13 protein-coding genes and 1 pseudogene are annotated in these 20,887 nt (G+C 38.3%); 2 read left to right on the forward strand and 12 right to left on the reverse strand.

All coding sequences use genetic code 11. The features are described 5' to 3' along the window. The 5 genes from FJR38_RS15725 to FJR38_RS15745 all read right to left on the reverse strand — a co-directional run. The coding region (locus FJR38_RS15725; RefSeq protein ID WP_168538051.1) for a sugar phosphate nucleotidyltransferase at positions 1-1,090 on the reverse strand (1,090 nt) is incomplete at its 3' end. Positions 1,091-1,158: 68 nt separating this feature from the next. Next, a complete protein-coding gene (locus FJR38_RS15730; RefSeq protein ID WP_168538053.1) occupies positions 1,159-1,950 on the reverse strand; it encodes a segregation/condensation protein A in 792 nt (263 codons plus the stop codon). 199 nt (positions 1,951-2,149) lie between these two features. Then, positions 2,150-3,193: a 3-deoxy-7-phosphoheptulonate synthase gene (locus FJR38_RS15735; protein ID WP_168496601.1), complete on the reverse strand. Its 1,044-nt coding sequence runs from the start codon at positions 3,191-3,193 to the stop codon at positions 2,150-2,152. 463 nt (positions 3,194-3,656) lie between these two features. Continuing rightward, entirely contained in the window at positions 3,657-4,034 is a 378-nt protein-coding gene (locus FJR38_RS15740) for a DUF1823 family protein (protein WP_168496634.1), read from the reverse strand. A gap of 101 nt (positions 4,035-4,135) precedes the next feature. Further along, positions 4,136-4,924: a dienelactone hydrolase family protein gene (locus FJR38_RS15745; RefSeq protein ID WP_168538055.1), complete on the reverse strand. Its 789-nt coding sequence runs from the start codon at positions 4,922-4,924 to the stop codon at positions 4,136-4,138. A 572-nt stretch (positions 4,925-5,496) separates the two neighbouring features. On the opposite strand from FJR38_RS15745, the gene FJR38_RS15750 reads away from it, so the two are divergent. Beyond that, complete coding sequence (locus FJR38_RS15750) at positions 5,497-7,602, forward strand: M3 family metallopeptidase (RefSeq protein ID WP_168538057.1); 2,106 nt, start codon at positions 5,497-5,499, stop codon at positions 7,600-7,602. A 114-nt stretch (positions 7,603-7,716) separates the two neighbouring features. Here the strand turns inward: FJR38_RS15750 and FJR38_RS15755 are convergent, their stop codons facing one another. Then, positions 7,717-7,974, reverse strand: coding sequence for a hypothetical protein (locus FJR38_RS15755; protein WP_168496607.1), 258 nt, complete (start codon positions 7,972-7,974; stop codon positions 7,717-7,719). A 434-nt stretch (positions 7,975-8,408) separates the two neighbouring features. Here FJR38_RS15755 and FJR38_RS15760 point away from each other — a divergent pair, with 434 nt between their 5' ends. Then, on the forward strand, positions 8,409-9,407 hold the full coding sequence (locus tag FJR38_RS15760; protein ID WP_168496609.1) for a cyanophycin synthetase: 999 nt from the start codon (positions 8,409-8,411) through the stop codon (positions 9,405-9,407). A 3-nt stretch (positions 9,408-9,410) separates the two neighbouring features. On the opposite strand, the gene FJR38_RS15765 is transcribed toward FJR38_RS15760, so the two are convergent. The 6 genes and pseudogenes from FJR38_RS15765 to FJR38_RS28590 form a co-directional block, all read right to left on the reverse strand. Beyond that, positions 9,411-9,761, reverse strand: a complete 351-nt coding sequence (locus FJR38_RS15765; RefSeq protein ID WP_168496636.1) for a hypothetical protein — start codon at positions 9,759-9,761, stop codon at positions 9,411-9,413. Between the two features lie 331 nt (positions 9,762-10,092). Beyond that, positions 10,093-12,849, reverse strand: a complete 2,757-nt coding sequence (locus FJR38_RS15770) for an isopeptide-forming domain-containing fimbrial protein (protein ID WP_168496611.1) — start codon at positions 12,847-12,849, stop codon at positions 10,093-10,095. 90 nt (positions 12,850-12,939) lie between these two features. Continuing rightward, positions 12,940-15,072 carry an OmpA family protein gene (locus tag FJR38_RS15775; RefSeq protein WP_168538059.1) on the reverse strand — a complete coding sequence of 711 codons (2,133 nt, stop codon included), beginning with the start codon at positions 15,070-15,072 and terminating at the stop codon, positions 12,940-12,942. Positions 15,073-15,126: 54 nt separating this feature from the next. Further along, complete coding sequence (locus tag FJR38_RS15780; RefSeq protein WP_168496615.1) at positions 15,127-18,948, reverse strand: TonB-dependent receptor; 3,822 nt, start codon at positions 18,946-18,948, stop codon at positions 15,127-15,129. 65 nt (positions 18,949-19,013) lie between these two features. After that, positions 19,014-20,486 (reverse strand): SdrD B-like domain-containing protein, encoded by a 1,473-nt coding sequence (locus FJR38_RS15785; RefSeq protein WP_168496638.1) that lies wholly within the window; start codon positions 20,484-20,486, stop codon positions 19,014-19,016. A gap of 199 nt (positions 20,487-20,685) precedes the next feature. Beyond that, positions 20,686-20,887, reverse strand: a pseudogene (locus tag FJR38_RS28590) (hypothetical protein); the annotation flags it as partial.

A 20,887-nucleotide genomic window follows, 5' to 3' on the forward strand; every position in this document is an offset into this window, starting at 1 on the left:
CCGTAATCAGCCAATCTAAAGCCGCTGCTTGCACATCAATGGATGCTCCTGTCTTATCTACGCAGTAACGCCCAAACACCAGTTTATCTACTAAGCGGACTCCTGGAGCTAAACGCGACCATTCAAAAATTACACTATTGTCTACAGTCGCACCACTACAAATCCAGCAATTTGGACCAATCATCGCCGGTCCAATAATTTTTGCCCCATCTTCGATTTTGGTCATCCCACCAATATAAACAGGTCCAGTTATATCAACTTTATCCCAATTGACGGATACATTTAACCCAGTAAAAATCCCAGGAGCAACTTCATGTCCAGGAATTTGCACATTTTTGATTTCTCCTGATAAAACACCGCGAATTGCTCGCCAATAATCGGGAACTTTACCAATATCCACCCATTCAAAATCCATGGGAATCGCATAAAATGGGGCATTATCCGCTACAAGTTGGGGAAATAACTGGCCACCAATGTCATACTCTACTCCAGAGGGTATATACTTAAAAACTTCCGGCTCAAAAATATAAATACCTGTATTGATATTAGTGCTAAGAGCTTCTTCTGTTGAAGGTTTTTCTTGGAAAGCTTTGATCCGATTATCGTCGTCAGTAACCACCACACCGTAGCTAGAAACCTCTTCCTTGGGAACTGATTTAGTAATGATAGTAGCGATCGCCCCTTTCGATTTATGCCACTTTACCGCCGCAGTTAAATCTAAATCTATTAACGCATCACCACACAAAACTACAAAAGTATCATCAAAAAATGGTGAGAAGTCTTGAATCCGGCGCATACCCCCAGCCGAACCAATCGCTTCCCCGACGAGTTTACCATCATCATCAATTTTACCTTCAAAAGAATAGGCAATCTGCACCCCAAACCTCTGACCATCACGGAAATAACTTTCTATTTCCTCCGCCAAATGGCTAACATTGACCATAATTTCGTCAAATCCATGTTGACGTAATAACTCCAATAAAAATTCCATCACTGGCTTTTGCAGTATCGGAATCATGGGTTTGGGAATTGTATATGTAATAGGACGGATACGAGTACCCTTTCCTGCCGCCAGAATCATCGCTTTCATAAAATTTTATTCCTTAGTCATTGGTAATTTTCAATTGTCAATTGTCAATTGTTAATTTTTTCCTGCCTTTAAGTAGGTAAGCGGATTTGAATTTCCTGGTAAAACTCTTTTTGAAATAACTCCACCTTAGATTGAGCCGAGAGCAATAGTAACGCCCAAAAAACGCTAACTAAGTTACCGTGTTCTGATTCATGATGCTCCCCACTTTTCTCTGGTTGTTTTGTCTGTATCCATAAATCTATCAGTTCTTCTAGATTCCAACATTGTTCCTCTAAATTTTGCTCTTTAGCCGCAAGATGTAACACCTGTTCTAGTTCTAGCGCGACTTCCGTTAAATTTTCTTGGTGCGCTAACTCTAGGGCTTCCCGCATAGTCTGCACACTAGACTGGCGTTTAAGCCGCTTAGGTTGATTAACTTTTTCCACCAGTTTTAGCTGGTTGGCCATAATTTGCAATTGGTCAATCAACTCTTGCAGTGTCACCCGGCGTTTTGGTGGTGGCATAGCAGCCGGACGACGACGCAAGTGTCGCTCTAATTGCAAACGATGGGCTGGATATAGCAAACCATCTTCAAACCCTAATATTGTATCATCTATAACTTCTTCTTGGGTATCGTCTACTGTTGACGATAGCATTAATGTATTAGCCTTAAATAGTACAAGCATTGACGCTGATAGAAAAGCTTGCCCTGACTGGGACAAATCCGTTTCATAGCCTCTAGTTGTAGATGCTTCTGGGGACATCAATTCCAAGTAATGATCAATCACCTCAATAACTCGCACGTCCCAAGGGTCAATTTCCCCTTTTTCAGCTTGCGAAATGAGGTGTGTAATTGTTTCTAATAATTCGACTGCATTCATTTATTCAATATTCAAAATAGAGCCTCTTGCTCGCAGAAGGGATACAAAATGCTTACCCATTCAAAATTAAAAAAGCCTGTGTCATTTGCTTGTAATTTTCCAGCCTGTAGGGGCGGAAAACCCCCGCCCTCAATTGTATTGCATCCGACAGAGAACCGCTATAAGAGTCCCCTATCTTCTCGTTCCTTCTGTATTCAATTTACTGCAATTTGGCATGAGCAGCCAAAATAATCTTTTCTGTTTCTTCCCAACTAATACATTTATCAGTTACAGAAACACCATATTTTAAATCTTCACGATTACTTGTAATTGGTTGACTACCTTCATACAAATTCGATTCCAGCATCATCCCTACAATAGAATTATTACCATTTACTATTTGCTCAATAATATTTTCAAACACCATAGATTGTAGCCTGTAGTCTTTATTGGTATTGCCATGACTACAATCAATAACTATTCTTGGTGATAAATCAGCCGCTTTTAATTGTTCCTCAACTAATTGAACATTCTCGGCATCAAAATTAGGCTGACTTCCACCACGTAAAATTACATGACCATGAGCATTTCCCCTAGTTTGAAATACACTCACCTGTCCCTTTTGATTAATACCCAGGAAATTATGAGGTGTTTTCGCTGACTTGAGCGCATTTACAGCAACTTGAATATTACCATCAGTGCCATTTTTAAAACCCACCGGCATAGATAAACCACTAGCCATTTCTCGGTGTGTTTGCGATTCAGTTGTCCGTGCGCCAATGGCTGACCAAGACACTAATTCACTGATATATTGAGGTATGATTGGATCAAGTGCTTCTGTCGCAGTCGGTAATCCTAACTCCGTCAACTTTAATAATAAACTTCTAGCGACTAATATGCCTTTTTCCACATGAAAGGAATCATCCATTTCTGGATCATTAATTAATCCTTTCCATCCTACAGTAGTTCTAGGTTTTTCAAAATAAACCCGCATAATTAACAGCAATTTATCCTGAACTTTCTCTGCCAAAACTTGCAATTTCTCAGCATATTCTATTGCTGCATGAGGATCATGGATCGAACAAGGTCCAACTACAATAAATTTGCGTCGATTTTGAAAATCTAGAATATGTTCTATTTCTTGTCTGAATTTTAAAATTGTGTTTTCAGCATTCTTAGTTAAAGGTAATTTTGCCTTCACTTCATTAGGAGTTAATAAAACATGAGAACTCTTAATGTTAGTGTTAATTAGTTTGTGGATCATGGCAGAAATCTCTTTATTTATGTTATACTATAGCAGTCTTAAAATATCTGTGAAAACGTTCTTTATTATCTCTAAGTCTCAAGTAGTTAGTTCAAAAAAACAAGTTCCACAAGTTAGATAAGACTACTATCTGCAAGGGTTGAGCTACTAATTATACACAGTTTTTCAGAAAAAAACAAGACCAGCTTATGTTATTTTCATCACATGAGAAATAAAAAAATAATTCAATAATATAAATTAGCAGCTAAAATAAATCCTTAGAGGATGTTTGACAAGTTTTGGGCGAATATAATAGAGCCTACGACATAGTGCGTAGCTTGCTTCCCGAAGGTTACACTACAACACAAGCCAAGTCCACGTAGTGGACTAATGAAAAATCAAGGTTTTGAAACCCACGGAGGTGGGTTTTGTCTGTGTAGCCGCGACTTCTAGTCGCCAGAGCTAATTGCTATATTTAGCAAATCTACTCAATTTTGCCAGTAGTCATTAACATATAACTTAATAACCAATTTGCTGACGTTGCTCTGCGAGTTTGTCGAGGACCAAATTCACCAATTTTATAACCTTTAAAACCAAGCTTTTCTTTGAGTAGCTGTTTATTTTCTTGAGGAATAGAACGAGTTAATTTCATAATTGCTGGACGAGAATCAAGAAAATCTGGTGGTTGTGGATATTCATCTCGCCATGTTGGAACTACTTGACTATTATCCCATGTTTCTGTCGTGGAATCATAGCGATAGCCTAAGTAATACCATAGTAATTGTTTAACAGTAGAATCATCAATTGTATCATTAATGATTGCCCAAATTGTTTCTGTATTCAGCGGTGGCAGGTTAGGCATAATTTTGAAGAAATAGGGGACAGAGAATAGGCGATAGGTAAGAATTTTAATCATTACCCATCACCAATTACTAGCCTTTGCAGATATAATCAGACAAAATATTACTTACCAAATATTTCTGTAAAAAACTGTCTCATAGCTTGCCAAGAACGCCGATCTGCAATTGAATTATAAACAGCACCTTTGGGATTATTTTTTGCTTCTGGATTGGTGAAAGAATGAAGTACACCACCATAGGATATTAATTGCCAATCTACATTACCTATACGCATTTCTCTTTCAAAAGCTTGAACTTGCTGTTCTGGTACAAAGGGATCATCTGCACCATGTAATACCAATACTTTAGTTTTAATATTTTTAGCATCACTTGGATCAGGCGTATCGAGATTACCATGAAAACTGACTACACCAGCAATATTGACACCACTCCGAGCTAATTCCAAAACTGTACCACCACCGAAGCAGTAACCAATAGCAGCAATACGTTTAGAATCAGTTAAGGGATGCTTCTGTAAAACTTGTAAACCTGCTTTTGCTCGTTCGCGTAGTAATTTTCGATCTTGACGATAAATAGTTGCTTGTTTACCTGATTCTTCAGAGGTTTTTGGCCTAATTCCTTTGCCATAAATATCCGCCGCAAAAGCAACATAGCCCAATTTAGCTAACTCTTCAGTCTGTTTTTTGGCATAAGACTGTAAACCATTCCATTCATGAACAACCAATACACCAGGACGCTTTACTTTAATCGCATCATCATAAGCAAGATATCCTTCTAAAATAGTATTTCCTTGCTTGTACTCAATTGTTCTAGTTCTAATGGCTGCTAGTACATCCGTGGCACTTAACAAAACTACCGCAGGTGTCAGCAAAACAGAAAGTAAAAATTTCATAACTTTATGAAGTTGTCAAAATTGATTATGGTGAATTATCACCATAAAACCTGACAAATTAAAAGTAATTGCTTTCAAAAGAATTGCTACAATTTTCCTTTTACCTTCTATTTTGCCATTCTAGCAATAGACTCTGGTGAAAAAAATTTAGAGCCGAGAATCCCTACATCAGGAACGTCTTTACAAGGGTTCTAGGATACGCATATTTAATTTCTACCAGATGTCTATTGCCAAATTTTGTTGCAACAGAACATGATTAATTTTTTGTTTAATTAAGTCTTGTCTCAATCTAGTTTTCCTAAATTGCAACACAGTTAAATGGGACTACGTACTCAACTAATTTAGTTAAGTTTTTACGTTGTTTAGTTATACTCAGTTTTTGACTTATGCTGATCATATCACATAGAGTACCTGGAAGATGTTTTTAACCAAGAAAGAACGGGGTGACTTTAGTCACCCGTATCTCTGGTAACTTGGTCATCAGGAGACTGAGTTTTACGCTTACTAAGTAACTCTATAAAGAAAAATCAATCATTGTTCCCACTTAATTCATCGGCTACTAACTCACTACCATGCGTGCAACTGCTACTATTTCTCAGAATCCTCTACTTCAAAGTTGTGGTTTACCCCTATTTGCGGATATTAAACCGGAGCAAGTCGAACCAGCTTTTAGCCATCTGTTAGCAGAACTTGAAAAGCAGTTAGTTGGCTTAGAGGCAAATATAGAGCCTACTTGGAGCGGCTTAGTAGAACCTCTGGAAAAACTGACAGAAAGGCTAAATTGGAGTTGGGGGATACTAAATCATTTAATGGGTGTAAAAAATAGTTTAGAACTACGTACGGCCTATGAAAAAATCCAGCCGCAAGTAGTACAATTTACGAATACCCTGGGTCAGAGTAAACCCATTTATAATGCTTTTAAAGCAATTCGGAATAGTCCTACTTGGGAAACTTTAGAGTCTGCCCAACAGCGGATTATCAAAGCTGCCATTAGGGATGCAGAATTGTCTGGTGTTGGTTTAGAAGGAGAAAACAGAGAGCGTTTTAATGCTATCCAGATGGAATTAGCAGAACTGGCAACTAGATTTGCTAATCACGTTCTAGATGCGACTAAAGGCTTTATTTTAGTTCTCACTACCCCACAAGATATTGATGGCTTACCGAGTAGCTTGTTGAGTCTCGCAGCCCAAGCTGCGCGTGCTGCTGGAGAAGAAAATGCTACGCCAGAACATGGTCCTTGGCATATTACCTTAGATTTTCCCAGCTATTTCCCCTTCATGCAACACAGCACTCGGCGGGATTTACGGGAAAATCTTTATAAAGCTTATATAACCCGTGCATCTTCTGGGGAATTAGATAATAATCCGTTGATTACCCGCATTTTGGAGTTAAGGCAGGAACTAGCTCAATTAATTGGCTTTGAAAGTTTTGCTGAACTCAGTTTAGCTAGTAAAATGGCCAAGGATGTTCCCTCTGTAGAGAAGCTCTTAGAAGAACTCCGTCAAGCTAGTTATAATGCGGCTGTCAAGGATTTACAAAAGTTGACTGCTTTTGCTAAAGCGAAGGGAGCAGTAGAAGCTGAAAACCTGCAACATTGGGATATTAGCTTTTGGGCTGAACGTCAACGGGAAGAAAAATTTGCCTTTACATCTGAAGAGTTACGTCCTTATTTCCCTTTACCTCAAGTGCTAGATGGGTTATTTGGGTTGGTGAAAAGGCTTTTTGGTGTAACGGTGACTCCTGCCGATGGCCAAGCCCCGATATGGCATGAGGATGTCCGTTATTTTCAAATTGCGAATAAGCATGGTGAACCCATTGCCTATTTTTACTTAGATGCTTACAGCCGTCCCGCAGAAAAACGGGGTGGTGCTTGGATGGATGCTTGCATTCATCGTCGTAAAATCACAGAAAATGGTGTGACTATTGTCCGTTTACCTGTGGCTTATTTGATTTGTAACCAAACTCCTCCTGTGGATGGTAATCCTAGTTTGATGGCTTTTGATGAAGTTGAAACCTTGTTCCATGAATTTGGGCATGGCTTACATCATATGCTTACTAAGGTGGATTATCTGGGAGCAGCAGGTATTAATAATGTCGAGTGGGATGCAGTAGAATTACCAAGCCAGTTTATGGAAAATTGGTGTTATGACCGCCAAACTTTGTTTGGGATGGCGAAACATTATGAAACAGGTGAGGCATTACCGGAGCATTATTACCAAAAATTGTTGGCAGCACGTAATTACATGAGCGGTTCAACGATGTTGCGGCAACTTGATTTTAGTAGTGTTGATTTGGAACTGCACTACCGCTATTGTCCAAATAGTGAGGAAACGGTGACAGATGTGCGTCACCGGATTGCTAAGTTGACGACTGTGTTACCACCATTACCAGAGGATGCGTTTTTGTGTGCTTTTGGGCATATTTTTGAAGGTGGTTATGCAGCAGGTTATTATAGCTATAAGTGGGCTGAAGTTCTGAGTGCTGATGCTTTCGCTGCTTTTGAAGAAGCGGGGTTAGAAGATGAAGCTGCAATCCAGGCTATTGGTAGACGCTACCGAGATACGGTGTTAGCACTAGGTGGCAGTCAGCATCCAATGGATGTCTTTAAAACCTTCCGGGGACGAGAACCCAGTACCAAGGCTTTACTCAAGCACAATGGGCTGCTGGCTGCTGTGTAAGTTGGCAATTGGCACAGGGGATGAGGGGGAAACAATTCAAAATAGTGCCGACTGTGGGCTACTTGCCAACAAGATTCAAAAAACTCTTACCTCTTGCCTATTGCCTCGGTAAATTTACATGACAACTTCTTCACGTTGGCAATCAAAGAAAAGATCAAAAACTGTATCAGGAATTAGTTGACGGATGTGCTGAATATAACCTTCTGCATCAGAACGACTGCGAAACCGAGCAACAATTACTTTTTCTTGTTCGGTAACGACACGGGCTACAGCCCAACCATTCAGCCTTTTTCTGTAGGTGTTAGCTTCAATTTCCGCAGGCATAACTTGATTTTCTGAATTGGTATTTTTGTAATCCGTATTTTGTGGCATGATTATTTTATGCGTATGAACTTGAGTGAAGGGCGTTGGTATGTCTCTTAGCCAAAGATGTACTAGCGCCTTTTATTAATGATGCCACCTTGTTATTACATATTTTCAAAATTGTCAATACTTGGTGCAACAACTTATCTTTTGAAAATCTTTAGTTTTATTTAATGCCAACGAATATGTACTGACTTATTCAGTATTTAAACATACAAATAAACAAGAAATTAGTATAAACTATACTCACTACTGTGCAATTGTGAAAAGGAAAAGATCAAACCTTTAATCTTTCTCTAAACCAATTTACAGCTTTCAGATTCTGAACCGACAAGTATTGAAACTATACCAATTTTCATTTATTTGTAATTCTGGACTATAAAAGATTTACGAATGTTGCCATAGTTTTTCAGTGTAATTTGAGATAATTTTGCCAAATAAAAATGTTAATAACATCAATCATCCAAAAAGTAGCATTGCAAATAGGGGCTGTAGTTTTAGTTGAACCAGAATATGGTTTTGTAGGACATATTACGTTTAAAAATGGTAAAAAGTCAGTTTTTAGTTATGCAAAATTTAATATTAACGGTTTTGCTTCAGCAGAGTTAGCAAAAGATAAAGCTTATGCTAATTTTTTCCTGAAGCAGTTTGGATATAGGGTAACAGAGGGAAATACATTTTTTAGTGATAAGTTATGTGCTAAATTAGCCAAGCCGAGAAATATTGATGATGGATTTAATTATGCTCAAAAATTAGGATTTCCTGTAATTGTTAAACCATTAAATCTTAGTCAAGGAATCTTGGTGACTAAGGTATATAATCAGACAGAATATTATGATGTAGCTCATAAAATATTGCAAATTAAATCAGGATTGATTGTTGAGAAATTTTACAATGGTAATGACTATAGAATTGTTGTTTTAGATAATGAAGTGATTGCTGCTTATCAAAGAATTCCCTTGTCTGTTGTTGGTAATGGTAAATCTAGTATTTGGGAATTGCTACAACAAAAGCAGGAAAGATTTTTGAATATGGGTAGGAAAAGTGGGATTAAGTTTGATGATTTCCGCATTCCCCAAAAATTACAAACACAAAATCTTGATGGGGATAGTGTTATCCCTAATGGTGATATCGTCTACCTCTTGGATAGTGCTAATTTATCCAGTGGAGGTGAAGCAGTGGATTTTTCTGAAAGTATCCATCCTGACTTTCAACAATTAGCAATTAATATTACTAAAGATATAGGATTGAGATTGGCTGGAGTGGATATCCTCACTCATGATATCACTATGCCAATGGTAGATTATACCTTAATTGAAGTAAATGGTTCTCCTGGTTTATCTCACTATGCTGCTAGTGGTGAGATAGCAGCAAAAAGGGTGGAAGGATTGTATGCAAAAATTCTTAAAGCATTGGAAAACGATAGTGTTGGTGGTATTTAAGAGTTACAAATTTTTCCCTAGTAGTGATTCCAGTTCCCCTGATAAATAGTTCATATCTGCTACTCTGGCTACAAGTAAACTATCATTGCCGGCATCTTGTAACCGAGATTTCCAATAGTTAATACTTTCAGCATTATTCATCCAAAACTCAATTACTGTATCTACGACTTGATCTAAGTTCCAACCCCATTTGACAGGAACTGGTTCTATAGATGCTAGGAACGCATCTAATGTGCAAGTATGAGTTCCTAAATATTCTATTCCTTGATGTTGTGGTTGAACTAAACTCTGTTGTTGGTGGTTAAAAAAATGCAATACAGGAGACACACCTATCAAATTGAAGCTGTATTTAATCATTCTAGTCCTCCTAATGAATTCATCAATTGCCGTGAAACCTGAGTTTTTGGCAAAAAAACTATTGAGGAAAAGTCCGTTAACTCCATCTATAAAAGTAGAATTTCTGCCTACTACATCAGTTTCCAAATTAATTGAATAACTAGCACTCAAGCCTTGTGAGTGCTAATTTCTATTTGGTTGTTACATTGTATTATTAAACAATATATGGCATTAATTCCAGGATGTAAATGATTTTTAATATTCTGCCAGCAAGAATAAATTTTTTAAAAGATTTAGGAAAAGGAAATCAGCGATTCCTTTCCCAATTTCTGCAAAAAGTCTATTACACCTATTTCACTTGGCCACGGAAGCGCACAAAGCCATAAGAATTAACTGGAGTTCCAGAACCAGTAGCAGGAGGTAGATTAAGTAAAGTAGTTGAATTAGTAATATCCACTACTACAGCACCATTAGTATTACTCCCACAGGAAGTTGGTGTAGTGGCATCATTAGCTGGATAAAAACTACCCCGATCTGTATCTATTGCATTACTTAAGTAAGCCGTAGGGGTAGAACTACCTACCGCCAAAGCAATACCCTGTATTGTTGATGAAGCACCATCATTAGGAGTTAAACCATTAAAAGCGTTAGGGATAAAAGTCACATTGTTTGGTACTAAATCACAAAATTTGACGTTTTTTGCGGCTGCTAGACCATTAGAAAGGAAATAAATAGTGTATTCTAATTCATCACCCGGCTGCACAGACCCAGCGTTAATTAAGCCTTGTAAGTAGCTGTTAGGCCATTTAGAATCATCATCATCAGCATCATTGGGTGCTGGAACATAGTTGGTAGCGTTAGGGTCAGCACTACTGCCATCAATTAGATCAGTTAATACTTGATTGTTAATGCGGGTAATCCGTTTAACTAATACTAATTTTGGGGGAAGAGAAACTGTGGAGACTGTAAACAAGGTAAGATCATCGTCTGCGGTACTAGCAGGATTGTTACCTGTATTTATACCGTCGTCAACAGTTTGGAGAAAATAATTGCTAACCGTGGGTGGATTAGTCGTAGCAGTAGCAGAATCTGCATCTGTCAATACAGTACCAACTGCTGCTAAGGGATTATCGGGTGTATTAAACTTAGCACTACCTTGATTAATAATCGGATTACCACCATTATCATTATTAATTTTGGCAGTAATTTTAATTGTAATTGTGTCTCCTACTCGCAAAGTTCCACTATTAGTTAACACTCCAGAGCCATTGTAAGTATTGTTGAGAGTGATATTATTACCGGAAGTGGCACTAGAAATAATTGCATTTTGAAAAGTTAGTTGTGAGGGCAAATCATCTGTAATTACAAAATTAATTGCATCACTATTACCAGGACTGAGGTTAGAATAAATAATAGTGTATTCGACAGTATCGCCTACAGTAACAGTGCTACTAGTATCAATATCCTCTAAAAAGCGTACTGATTTAGTACCTTGAACATTAGCTTTCTGGCTCGTAGTAATTACCAAATCTGTAAATACAGCTTGACTAGGGAAAAATGTCCAAGTGTCTATACCTTTGAAATCACCATAGTTATTAGTAAAAGAGTGTCTATATAAAGGATTACTACTGTCTATCCCTCTAGCCGCATTACGAGGGTTACTAGCTCCAGTACCATTTAAGTCTATATTTGTCCCATTAGCCGTCGTATAATTATCGTCATTGTAATAAATGGTGGAAGCACTGATATTTTGCCCATTTTGATCGAGAATATTAGGGAATGCTGATGGAGGGTTTTCCATTTTGATTATAAGCCCTGAAGAGTTATTCTCAGCATCAAGCAAGGGAAAGTGATATTCACCTGATCTAGTCGTAATTTGGGCGTTATAGGGCTGATTTAAAGGTCTGGCTGCTAGTGCTACCCCACTAGCGTTCTTCCCATCCCATGACACCACTGTTTGCCCAGCAGACATCACATTTTGTAATACTCGGTCTACACTAGGATCAAAAATGCCATCAATATTAGTATCAATAATAATTTGATAATAACCACTAGTAGTTACATCAAAACTAAAATTGCCTCCTACGCCCACAAAAGTCTGGTTTCCACTACCACCATTCCCACCTGTAAAGAGAAAATTTTCAGGTTTTGGTGGTGATATTGGTATGATCGGAACTCCTAACGTAGCTAGTGTCACGTCAGCAGGACGGTTAAAGAAAATATAATGGGTGATATCTGTGGCTGTATCTGCAAGAGTTGGGTTTTGAACATTCACATTACCAGCGAAGTTCAGATCATTATTGGTAGCACCAGCAGCAGAATGGTAAAGAGTAGTGTTATTTGTTTTGTCAATGAATCCTCGACTATTCGCAAAAAAGATGAAAGCGAAGGGATCAATTCCATTCATATTAGTTTCATATCTATACCCATCTTTAGTTTGAATATAAAGCCTGGAGTTGAGTCCTACCCCATTTCTTCCCATATTTAGGGCGATATAGTTGGCAAATACCCGTCCTGTTTGGGAATTTCCGCTATTAGTATCTCTAACTGTAATATCCCAAGCTGCCACCGTGGCTCTTTGATTATTATCTATGATAAATGCGGCTGTTGTCGTCACAGCAGGAGGATCACCTGACAAACTCGGAGCGCGAAATTCGACTTCGTAAATACCACTTTCTGAGGCTATGAAGCTACAAGGAGTATAACCACCTGTATTGGGTAAAGGACCAGCGCTTTCTTTAGCAAGGGTGTCAATTAAGCCATAACCAGTAGATAGCACATTGCAACTACCATTTTGACTCCCAGCGGGACTTCTATAGACAATATCTTCAATCCCATTACTACTTGTATGCACACTAGAGCCAAGATTGACGGTTTCTCCTGCGTTTACCACAACTTTAAGGAGCGTTTGCCGAGGAATACCCGCAGCAGTTGAACTTGCCCATTCTAGGTAAGGTCTGTGGCCACCATTAGTCACCAATTCTTTACTTCCTTCAGCCCAGCTAGGTTGTATCCCTTGTCCCCAAATACATCCAAAAAAGACCAGACTAGCAATTAATTTACCTGAGTAGTTATTTAGTAATGGTAGTTTCGTTGTAGCATTCATATTTTCAAAGTTCTTGTTGATGATTTCATTACAGATAAATTAAGTGTTTATACAAAATTAATTACCTAAATTCTGGGCTAAACTGTCTCCTTATTCCAACTGTAAATCTTCTTCTTGTACTATTACTTCAATACCCCGAATATCTTTAAAAATAAATTCTGAACGACGGTTTCGGGCATGATCTAATTTACTATTACCAGGTGTTAATAGTTCGGTTTCTCCCAAGGAACGAATTATCATTCTTTCTGGTGTAATCCCTTGACGGATGAGATAATTGCGGGTGGCTTTGGCGCGATTTGCTCCCAGTCGGATATTATATTGATTACTAGCACGATAATCGGTATGTCCATAAATTTCTACAATGATAGAGGGGTTTTCTCGTAACACTTGAGCAATTTTATCCAGGATTTTTGCACTAGCAGGACTAATATTATATTTGTCTAAAGCAAAGTGGATATTTTTGGGAACTTTGAGTTTTATGGGTGCATTGGGTATTTTTGAAACTTCAGGTGGTTTGATTGGTGGTTTTATACCAACTACAGATATTAAACATTCAGAAGATGGAGGATAAGCTCTATTTTTATTGCTAATAATGATAGGTTTATTAATGTCAATGGGGCGAATTACCGCCGGATAGGATGGTTCAGATGTTCCATATTGAGGTATAGTAGCGATCGCACTCACTCTGTCTCCTGGTTGTAAATCATCTAAATTAAAGCTAAACTTGCCTTGATTATTGGCGGTAGTTCTTGCTAATGGTTCACTCAAAAAACCATAACCACTTTTACCAGTAATTCGATAAATATCAACTTGAGCATTAGGTTCAGCTACACCATCAATACCAACTTGAGAAGTAATTCCTGAGAAAAATTCAGAACTCAGAAATCTAGGGCTATTAATTGCACCATTAGCTGTATCTAATCTTCTATTGGCAGAATCACGAATAGGATTAGGTCCATCACCATTTTGAAAATCCCCTACTCCTGCATTATGCTGATGATTTAGGTCTATACTTAATCCTTCTAAAAAATGAAATCTATTACTATCAATGATATTTCTATGACTTTGCGGATAGGATGTAATCACTACTCCTGCTCCTGCTTGATAACTAATTTTATTCTTATAAATTTCATGATTATTACCCATTAAATAAACAGCCGCTCGGCGAAATCTTCTCCCATTAGATTTAATTTCATTATTAAAAATTTTAGTAGATCCTTGGGGTTTAAAAGCATAAATTCCACTACCATCATTTGCACAAATTAAATTTGATTTAATTTCTGATTGATCAATATTACCATCTAACCGAATAGCATCAGGTATCCCCGCTAAACCATTACCGATAATGAGATTGTTAATAATCTGCATTTTGGTGGCTTGCCAACCTGTAATAATGCCACTACCATCATGATAAGAAATACGATTACGCTCAATAATTGTTCTCTCAGAATTAAACACAGAAATACCAAAAGCAGAGGTATTTTCTGGCATTGTTCCATCAGGTTTAATTCCTAACCAATTTTTTTCAATGATGATATTTTGAGGAGGTGGGTTATTTTCAGTTTCAGGAATTTTTCCCACAAAAGATTTTAATTTAATTGTATGGGGATGAGTAAAAGTATTAGCAATAAAAATATCTGCTGGTGGTGTACTTGCGGTATCTCGATGAGAGGAATTAAAACCATAAATACTCAACCCACGAACAGTTATATTATCAGCAGTAATAGTTAAACCACGAAATACTTCAGCATTATCAGCAGAAGTAATACTAACTATGGGTTGAGGAATCTTAATTTCCGCTGTGGGAGATTCTTCGCCATTGTATCCTGGTTGGCTTGTACCATCAACCAGTAAGCCAGGACTAGCTAGAGGTGGTAAGACTTCTTGCAGATAAATGGTAGTTTGTTCTGGTGGTAAATTAAATCTGATTCGAGAGTAAGCAGTTGTATTAATTTGAGTTTTTTCAAAATTACTTAATTGCTCAATTTTCAAAGTACCGTTAACTAGAGAAATAGCTTCTCGCAATGTTAATTTATCATCAGGTGTAATTGCTCCATCTTCATTACTATTAACTATAACATCTACGCTTGTTATCATCGGTTGTGATAAAGCCAGATGCGGAAATATTAATGATGCTAAATAAGCCAATATAGAGAAATTAATAAATGTTAAATTTGGCTTTTTCTGCTGCTTTACTATCTGTCGTTTTTGATGTTTTTTCATAAAATATTGGCTGATATTATCTAAATATTTAAAGTTGATATTGATGATTGAGTATTATTTTTGAACTACCTTCTTGATTGAAGATTCTTGTTGTTGTGGTGGTACAACTCGTTGTAATCCGAAACCATCAAATAGTTCATTGAGTTTTAAAGTCAAACCGAGATAGGGACCACCCGCAGAACGAGTTCCTGAAAAGTCTGGATCATCAACTTTACCAAAGGCATAACCAGCAGCAAGGCGTAAATTAGCTGTTAAATAATATCCAGCTTCAATCACAAAACCTGTTTCCGAATAGCTAGATTGACCTATTAATCTGGTTTCACCTACGATATCTACCTTATATCCGGGGCGATAGGTAACGCGAAATTGTCCTAAGCTGACTGTACTTGTCCCTGTCAGATCCTTAGCCAAATAGGATGTACTGTTTCGCATTGCCAATTTGCTGTAAAATTCCCATTGCCAGTTAGGTGCATATATGCCTTCTAGGGCAAAGGTATGATCTTCTGAACCAGAACCAGTACCTTGTATAAATGTTTCTGGTCTTGTGGAGGGATTTTGACGGTATTCATAACGTAATAAGGCGTTAAATTTATCGTTTTTGGGGTTGCGGTAGGCTAAACCAACTTTGAAGTTGATAGTGTCTCCTAAGTCTGTGATAGTTTGATTGGAAGAACTAGCTTGCTGATATCGTGCTAGTCCTGTGAGGGCGGAGGAAATTTTACCTAATGCACCTGCGGAAATGACTGTGTTACTACCACTGGAAGAGTCTCGACGTTCGTACCGCGCACTGGCTTGGAAGGCGGGGTTATCGGTGTATTCTAAGCCGATGCTGTAACTGTCACCACCTCCAAAACTCATGGATGATGCACCTTGTCCGAAGGCGTAAGGCTGGGCAAATTGTTGTCCAGTGGCTTGACGTTTAAAGAAGCTACCAAAAATATGTTCATAGGCAAGATTTAAGCGTAATCCCGGCAAAATTGCCCAACGGTTGTTTAAACCGATCGCTCCTTGGGTGGTCATTTCGTTCGCACCACCAAGGATGGAATAACGACCGGTGATGGTGGTATCTGTGCCGATTTTTTGTTCACCGTTGACGTTTAAGCTGGTGATACCGTTACCGTTATATTGTCCACCGCTAAAATATTGTTGTGTGAGGCTGACATTTACACCTTTGATGGCTTGCCAATTGAGTCCAAATAGGGTTCTATCTGGATAAATGCCATCTTGTTGAGAAGATAATGTCCGTTCGTTTTGGGCTAAGAATGTCAGGTTAGTAGCTAGAGGATAACTAAAGCGCGATCGCAATTGTTGGGAACTACCATTAAGATTTTGAAAGGCTATCCTATCTGTGCGATCGCGGGAAATCCAATCTACGTTAATATTAGCTTTACCTAATCTTTGTTGTATCCCTGCCATAATTGTTGTCAAGGAATTATCTACCCGACTCCCTGGAATAGGATCATTCAACGGTAAAAACCGATCTATTTCTGGTAATCTCGGCTGTGGTGCTACACCAAAGTTATCCTCATGGTCATAATTTAACCGCAGATTAGTAGTATTTGTCAGCTTACCTGTAATTTGCGCTCCATAGCGAGTCTGTCCAGGTACAAAACTAATCGTAGCATTATTCGCAAAACCCGGATCAGCCGTTCTATAATAAGCACGACCTTGAACACCACGGAAAAGCTCTCCTTGTAATTCTGCACGATAAGCTTGACCATTAACATTACCGGCTACATCAGAATTATTGCGAGAATGGGCATATTCAGCAATAAATTTACCAACACTACCTAAAGAAATTTGTGTATCTGCACCATAAATTTCAAACTGTCGCAACCCTTGATTTTCTTGTAAATAGGTGGCTGCTAACCAAGAATTTTGACCAGTACCACGACTAAAATCATATTGCAAACGACCTGCATAAATTTGTCCTTCGGCATTTTGAGAATCATATTGATAAGTAGCTACTATCCGTCGGACGAGAATCTGTCCATACTCGTCAATATCTGTACGTAATAATGGTTGACGGAATAATACAGTACCGCGATCATAGTCAATATCATAATCATTCCCCCTGGTCAAAGCAGTTCGTTTAACTACGGTCCCTGGACGGTTAAGTTCTTCTAATTCAATAAATAGGTTTTCACTACCAGGTAATAAAATTCGTCGAGACAGGAAATAATAACCACTTGTCCCATCAGGAGCAATTGTATCCCTTTGGAAGCCTTCAACATTTCTACTATAAAAACCAGTTATTTGTAAATTGCCTAAATTATAATTTGCTTTAAACCCGTGTAATTGTCTAGTAATCGCTGTAAACTCTTGAGAAGACCTAGCAAATTCTTCTGTATTATAATCTCCCCACATCCCATAATCTGGGTTTGCTCCGGGAATTTTGCTCGATCGCTCAAACCGTAAAAATACACTATCTATGGAAGGTGTAACTATACTAGAGGTAGAACTATCACCATAAACAGGATAGTTTTGATCATTAAATTGTAAAGCTCTAAATAATCTGTTCTCACCATTAGTATCTTCATTTAAACTGCGTGAACTATTATAAGCTCCTGTAAATAGCCATTCACCGATTTTACCTGTAGCAAAAATCGCAGAGTTAAACTCTACTTGGGTATTGTAGTCTTTATCTATAGGTAAAAAGTCTCGATAACGACTGTAATAATTAGTACCTCTTGCCCCTACTCTTAAATCTATTACCCCTGTAACTAAACTTGGACGCAGTGCTGTTTCAAATTGTAGTTGGGTATATCCTTCTAAATTTGTTGTAGTTGCTTGAATAGTTACCGTTTGTGCTTTTAAGTCAGCACGTAATGTTCCTTGAAACTCTCCGGCTTTAGCTTCAACTTGAAAACCAGGTTGATCCGGTTTAGCATCTATACCAGCAAATTCACCCGCACTAGATGTTAAGGTAATAATTGCATCTTGCTTAGATATATTCCCATTTTCGTCTAATAGTTTGCCTTCAATGGTTGCTAAAGAACGACCATCCGCAGGAATACGGGTTTCCCGACTGAGGATAGTGAGTTTTTTCGGACTACCTCTGACTACCACTAAAACTGTAATGGGTGGTTCTTGACTACCTACTATCTGAGCAGATATGCTATTGTCCCCTTCTTTTAAACCAATACCATACCAGGTTTGAGTAACGAGGTTAGCTGCTGCGTCTGTTTCTGTGCGTCCAATTAAGTTAATATCAGCTAATTTGTCGTTAATACGTAATTCTACTGTACTCCCTACAGGATACTGTATAATTACTGGAGTTGTTGGTTGGTCGAGAATTGCACCTGGTTGAATATTCAGGATTTTAACGCTATTCGATACCTGGGTAATGGTGGTGGGTGGTGTAGCGTTAAAGTCTAAAGATGGTGCTAGGGGAACAGGTGGTTGTTCTGTTTCTGTGGTGGTTGGTAGTTGGTTCGGTTTGGTAGCTGGGGTATTTGTAAAGTCGAGAGAGGATGCTAGAGGAACAAGTGATTTTTCAGATTCTGGGGTTTTTGGTAACTGGGTGACAGGAGTAAATGTTTCTACTATGGGTGTATTAACTACTGGTTCTACAGCTTTAACTTCTGGAGTTGCAGTAAAATCCAGGGAAGGGGCTATAGGTATTGATGACTCAGTAATTTTTGGTAGTTGAGTTATTGGTGCTGATGCTTCTAACTCGGTGTCTTTGACGGTTGGTGCTAGGTTAGCATCGGCATTTTCTGGTATTTGGGAGTTAACTTCATCACCGTTTTCCGGTTCGGGTTCAGAAGTTGATTCTGGTTGGGTGGTTTCGGCTTTGACTAGAGATGTAGAAAAGAGGACGCTAAATGCTCCAGCGATCGCTCCTAATCGTCTCAGGTTTTTTGGTAGATTCATCTTAGAGGTGGATTTTTCCGCCCCCTGATCATGATTTGGGTTATGATTTGAGTGCAGCCTGGGTTTCATTTTTCGACTTGCTCTTTAAAGCTGGGTGTGACTGCAAAATTCATCCGCACTAAACCACCAGGTGCTAGATGAACTAAGCGAGATTGGCTATTACGTTCGTTGAATTTTCGGTTTGGGGCTAGGGTATAACCAGGAAGACTGGTTAGGTCTAATACTCCTGCGTAGTGTCCTGGTAAGACGTTGGCTACTGAAAATAAGCCGTTAGCATCAGTGGTAATACGGTTGCCATCTTGGAGGTATACGACAGCGTTAGGTACTCCTGGTTCATCATCTTGTTGTTCTCCATCAAAGTTTTTATCAACAAATACACGGCCAATAATCGTACCGGAATCACTAACTATACCTTGCACAATTTTCAGTAGGTGACTAACTGGACCGTCTCTAAGAATTAAGTTAGAGCGATCATCTCTTTGCCCTTGGACTGAGGCGGTATTGCGACCTGTACCCCGTTGAGCATCGTTGGTAAGTTGGGCTGCATAAGCAATATTAAGAATTTGTCCTACTTCCATAGTGATATTGGTATTAAAGTTCACTATGTTGCCTGTATTAGTAGTAGTAATATTCACTGGTTGTCCGTTGATTTCTGCTTTGACTACGTTGGCTAGAAATCGAAAACCTACGGGTAAAATATCAGTGACTGAAATGTTATTAATTGCTACATCTGAAGAGTTTTTTACAGATAAGCGATAGATAACTGTATCTCCAGGTGCAGCGGTGGCGCGATCGCCTGATTTAGTAATTCTGATTTGATTGTTTTGACACAAATTTGTTGATAGTTGTAAAGCGGACAAAATCAATCCTTGTCTCTCAGCATCTTCCACTAAAACTTGTGTAGCTTCTATCTGTTCTTGTCCACTTAAAGTAATAGGTAATCCATCTAAGGACACGGCTGTATAACGTACTTGCCGATTATTCCCACTACCGATAATTTCTTCAATTCTAATTTTTATTCTCCGTTGTTGATAAATAGAATTAGCTGAGGGATTGATTACTAAAATGTATGTTCTACCAGGATTAATTTGACCTTTACCTTCATCAAATAGAAAATTATAAGATCCTGCATAATCGGGCGGATCATTAGGCACAGGAAAGGGATTAATATTATTACTATTGGGTCTAATTCCCAAAGGAATGCCATTACCGGGAAGATCGGGAATTTCTGTGCTAGTTAAATCCACTAATGCTCCTAATTCCACAGAATTATTGTTAGCAATTTCGTGAATAGAAACAGAAAACCCTGTATAGTCTGACAATAAGCGACCATCGCAGCCTAAAATCCTGCCTAAAGGGTCAACTAACCCACTATTAAGGCGATTTTCAGCCGATAAAGATTCGATAACGGTGGTGTTTGCATCTTCTGGTTTATCTGGATCTGTAAAGGTATATTTATAACCTGCTTGGTTAATAAAGTTGTATGTTCTTTCTCTTAATTGAGTTGTAGTTTGTTGAGCATTTCCAGGTGTAACCATAACAGTTTGTAAACTACTGGCCAATAAAATAGATGCCGTGAGTTTTTTGTACCAACTCCTGCTAATAGTTAGTTGTTTGTGAGCTTGAGAATTGTTGATTAAACAACCTTTGTTGGTAAATATCACTGGTTTTGTTATTCAAGGCTTGGGTAGGATTTTTGATTAACAAGTCAGGATCAAGAATTAAATTTTTAATTCTTTATCGCACTTGGGTTTCATAACTGGTTTTAACTGTAGATTTAGGAGATATAGCTAATACTTGTACACGAATATTGGTATAAGCACTGACTGGAGCAGGTTTTGTTTCTGTTTTACCATTTGGTAATTTTACGGTGATTGTGGGATTAGTCACAAAACTACGTCCACCGTCAATACTGTATGTAATTTGAGCCGCACCTGGT

Origin of the sequence: Anabaena sp. UHCC 0253 (genome assembly GCF_009712085.1) — a bacterium.
Taxonomy (GTDB): Bacteria; Cyanobacteriota; Cyanobacteriia; order Cyanobacteriales; family Nostocaceae; genus Dolichospermum.

Excerpts from the sequence above, each read along its gene's own strand:
- FJR38_RS15730 (WP_168538053.1), bottom strand. The coding sequence starts at position 1,950 with ATGAATGCAGTCGAATTATTAGAAACAATTACACACCTCATTTCGCAA.
- FJR38_RS15735 (WP_168496601.1), bottom strand. The coding sequence starts at position 3,193 with ATGATCCACAAACTAATTAACACTAACATTAAGAGTTCTCATGTTTTA.
- FJR38_RS15740 (WP_168496634.1), bottom strand. The coding sequence starts at position 4,034 with ATGCCTAACCTGCCACCGCTGAATACAGAAACAATTTGGGCAATCATT.
- FJR38_RS15745 (WP_168538055.1), bottom strand. The coding sequence starts at position 4,924 with ATGAAATTTTTACTTTCTGTTTTGCTGACACCTGCGGTAGTTTTGTTA.
- FJR38_RS15750 (WP_168538057.1), top strand. The coding sequence starts at position 5,497 with ATGCGTGCAACTGCTACTATTTCTCAGAATCCTCTACTTCAAAGTTGT.
- FJR38_RS15755 (WP_168496607.1), bottom strand. The coding sequence starts at position 7,974 with ATGCCACAAAATACGGATTACAAAAATACCAATTCAGAAAATCAAGTT.
- FJR38_RS15760 (WP_168496609.1), top strand. The coding sequence starts at position 8,409 with ATGTTAATAACATCAATCATCCAAAAAGTAGCATTGCAAATAGGGGCT.
- FJR38_RS15770 (WP_168496611.1), bottom strand. The coding sequence starts at position 12,849 with ATGAATGCTACAACGAAACTACCATTACTAAATAACTACTCAGGTAAA.
- FJR38_RS15775 (WP_168538059.1), bottom strand. The coding sequence starts at position 15,072 with ATGAAAAAACATCAAAAACGACAGATAGTAAAGCAGCAGAAAAAGCCA.
- FJR38_RS15780 (WP_168496615.1), bottom strand. The coding sequence starts at position 18,948 with ATGAATCTACCAAAAAACCTGAGACGATTAGGAGCGATCGCTGGAGCA.
- FJR38_RS15785 (WP_168496638.1), bottom strand. The coding sequence starts at position 20,486 with ATGGTTACACCTGGAAATGCTCAACAAACTACAACTCAATTAAGAGAA.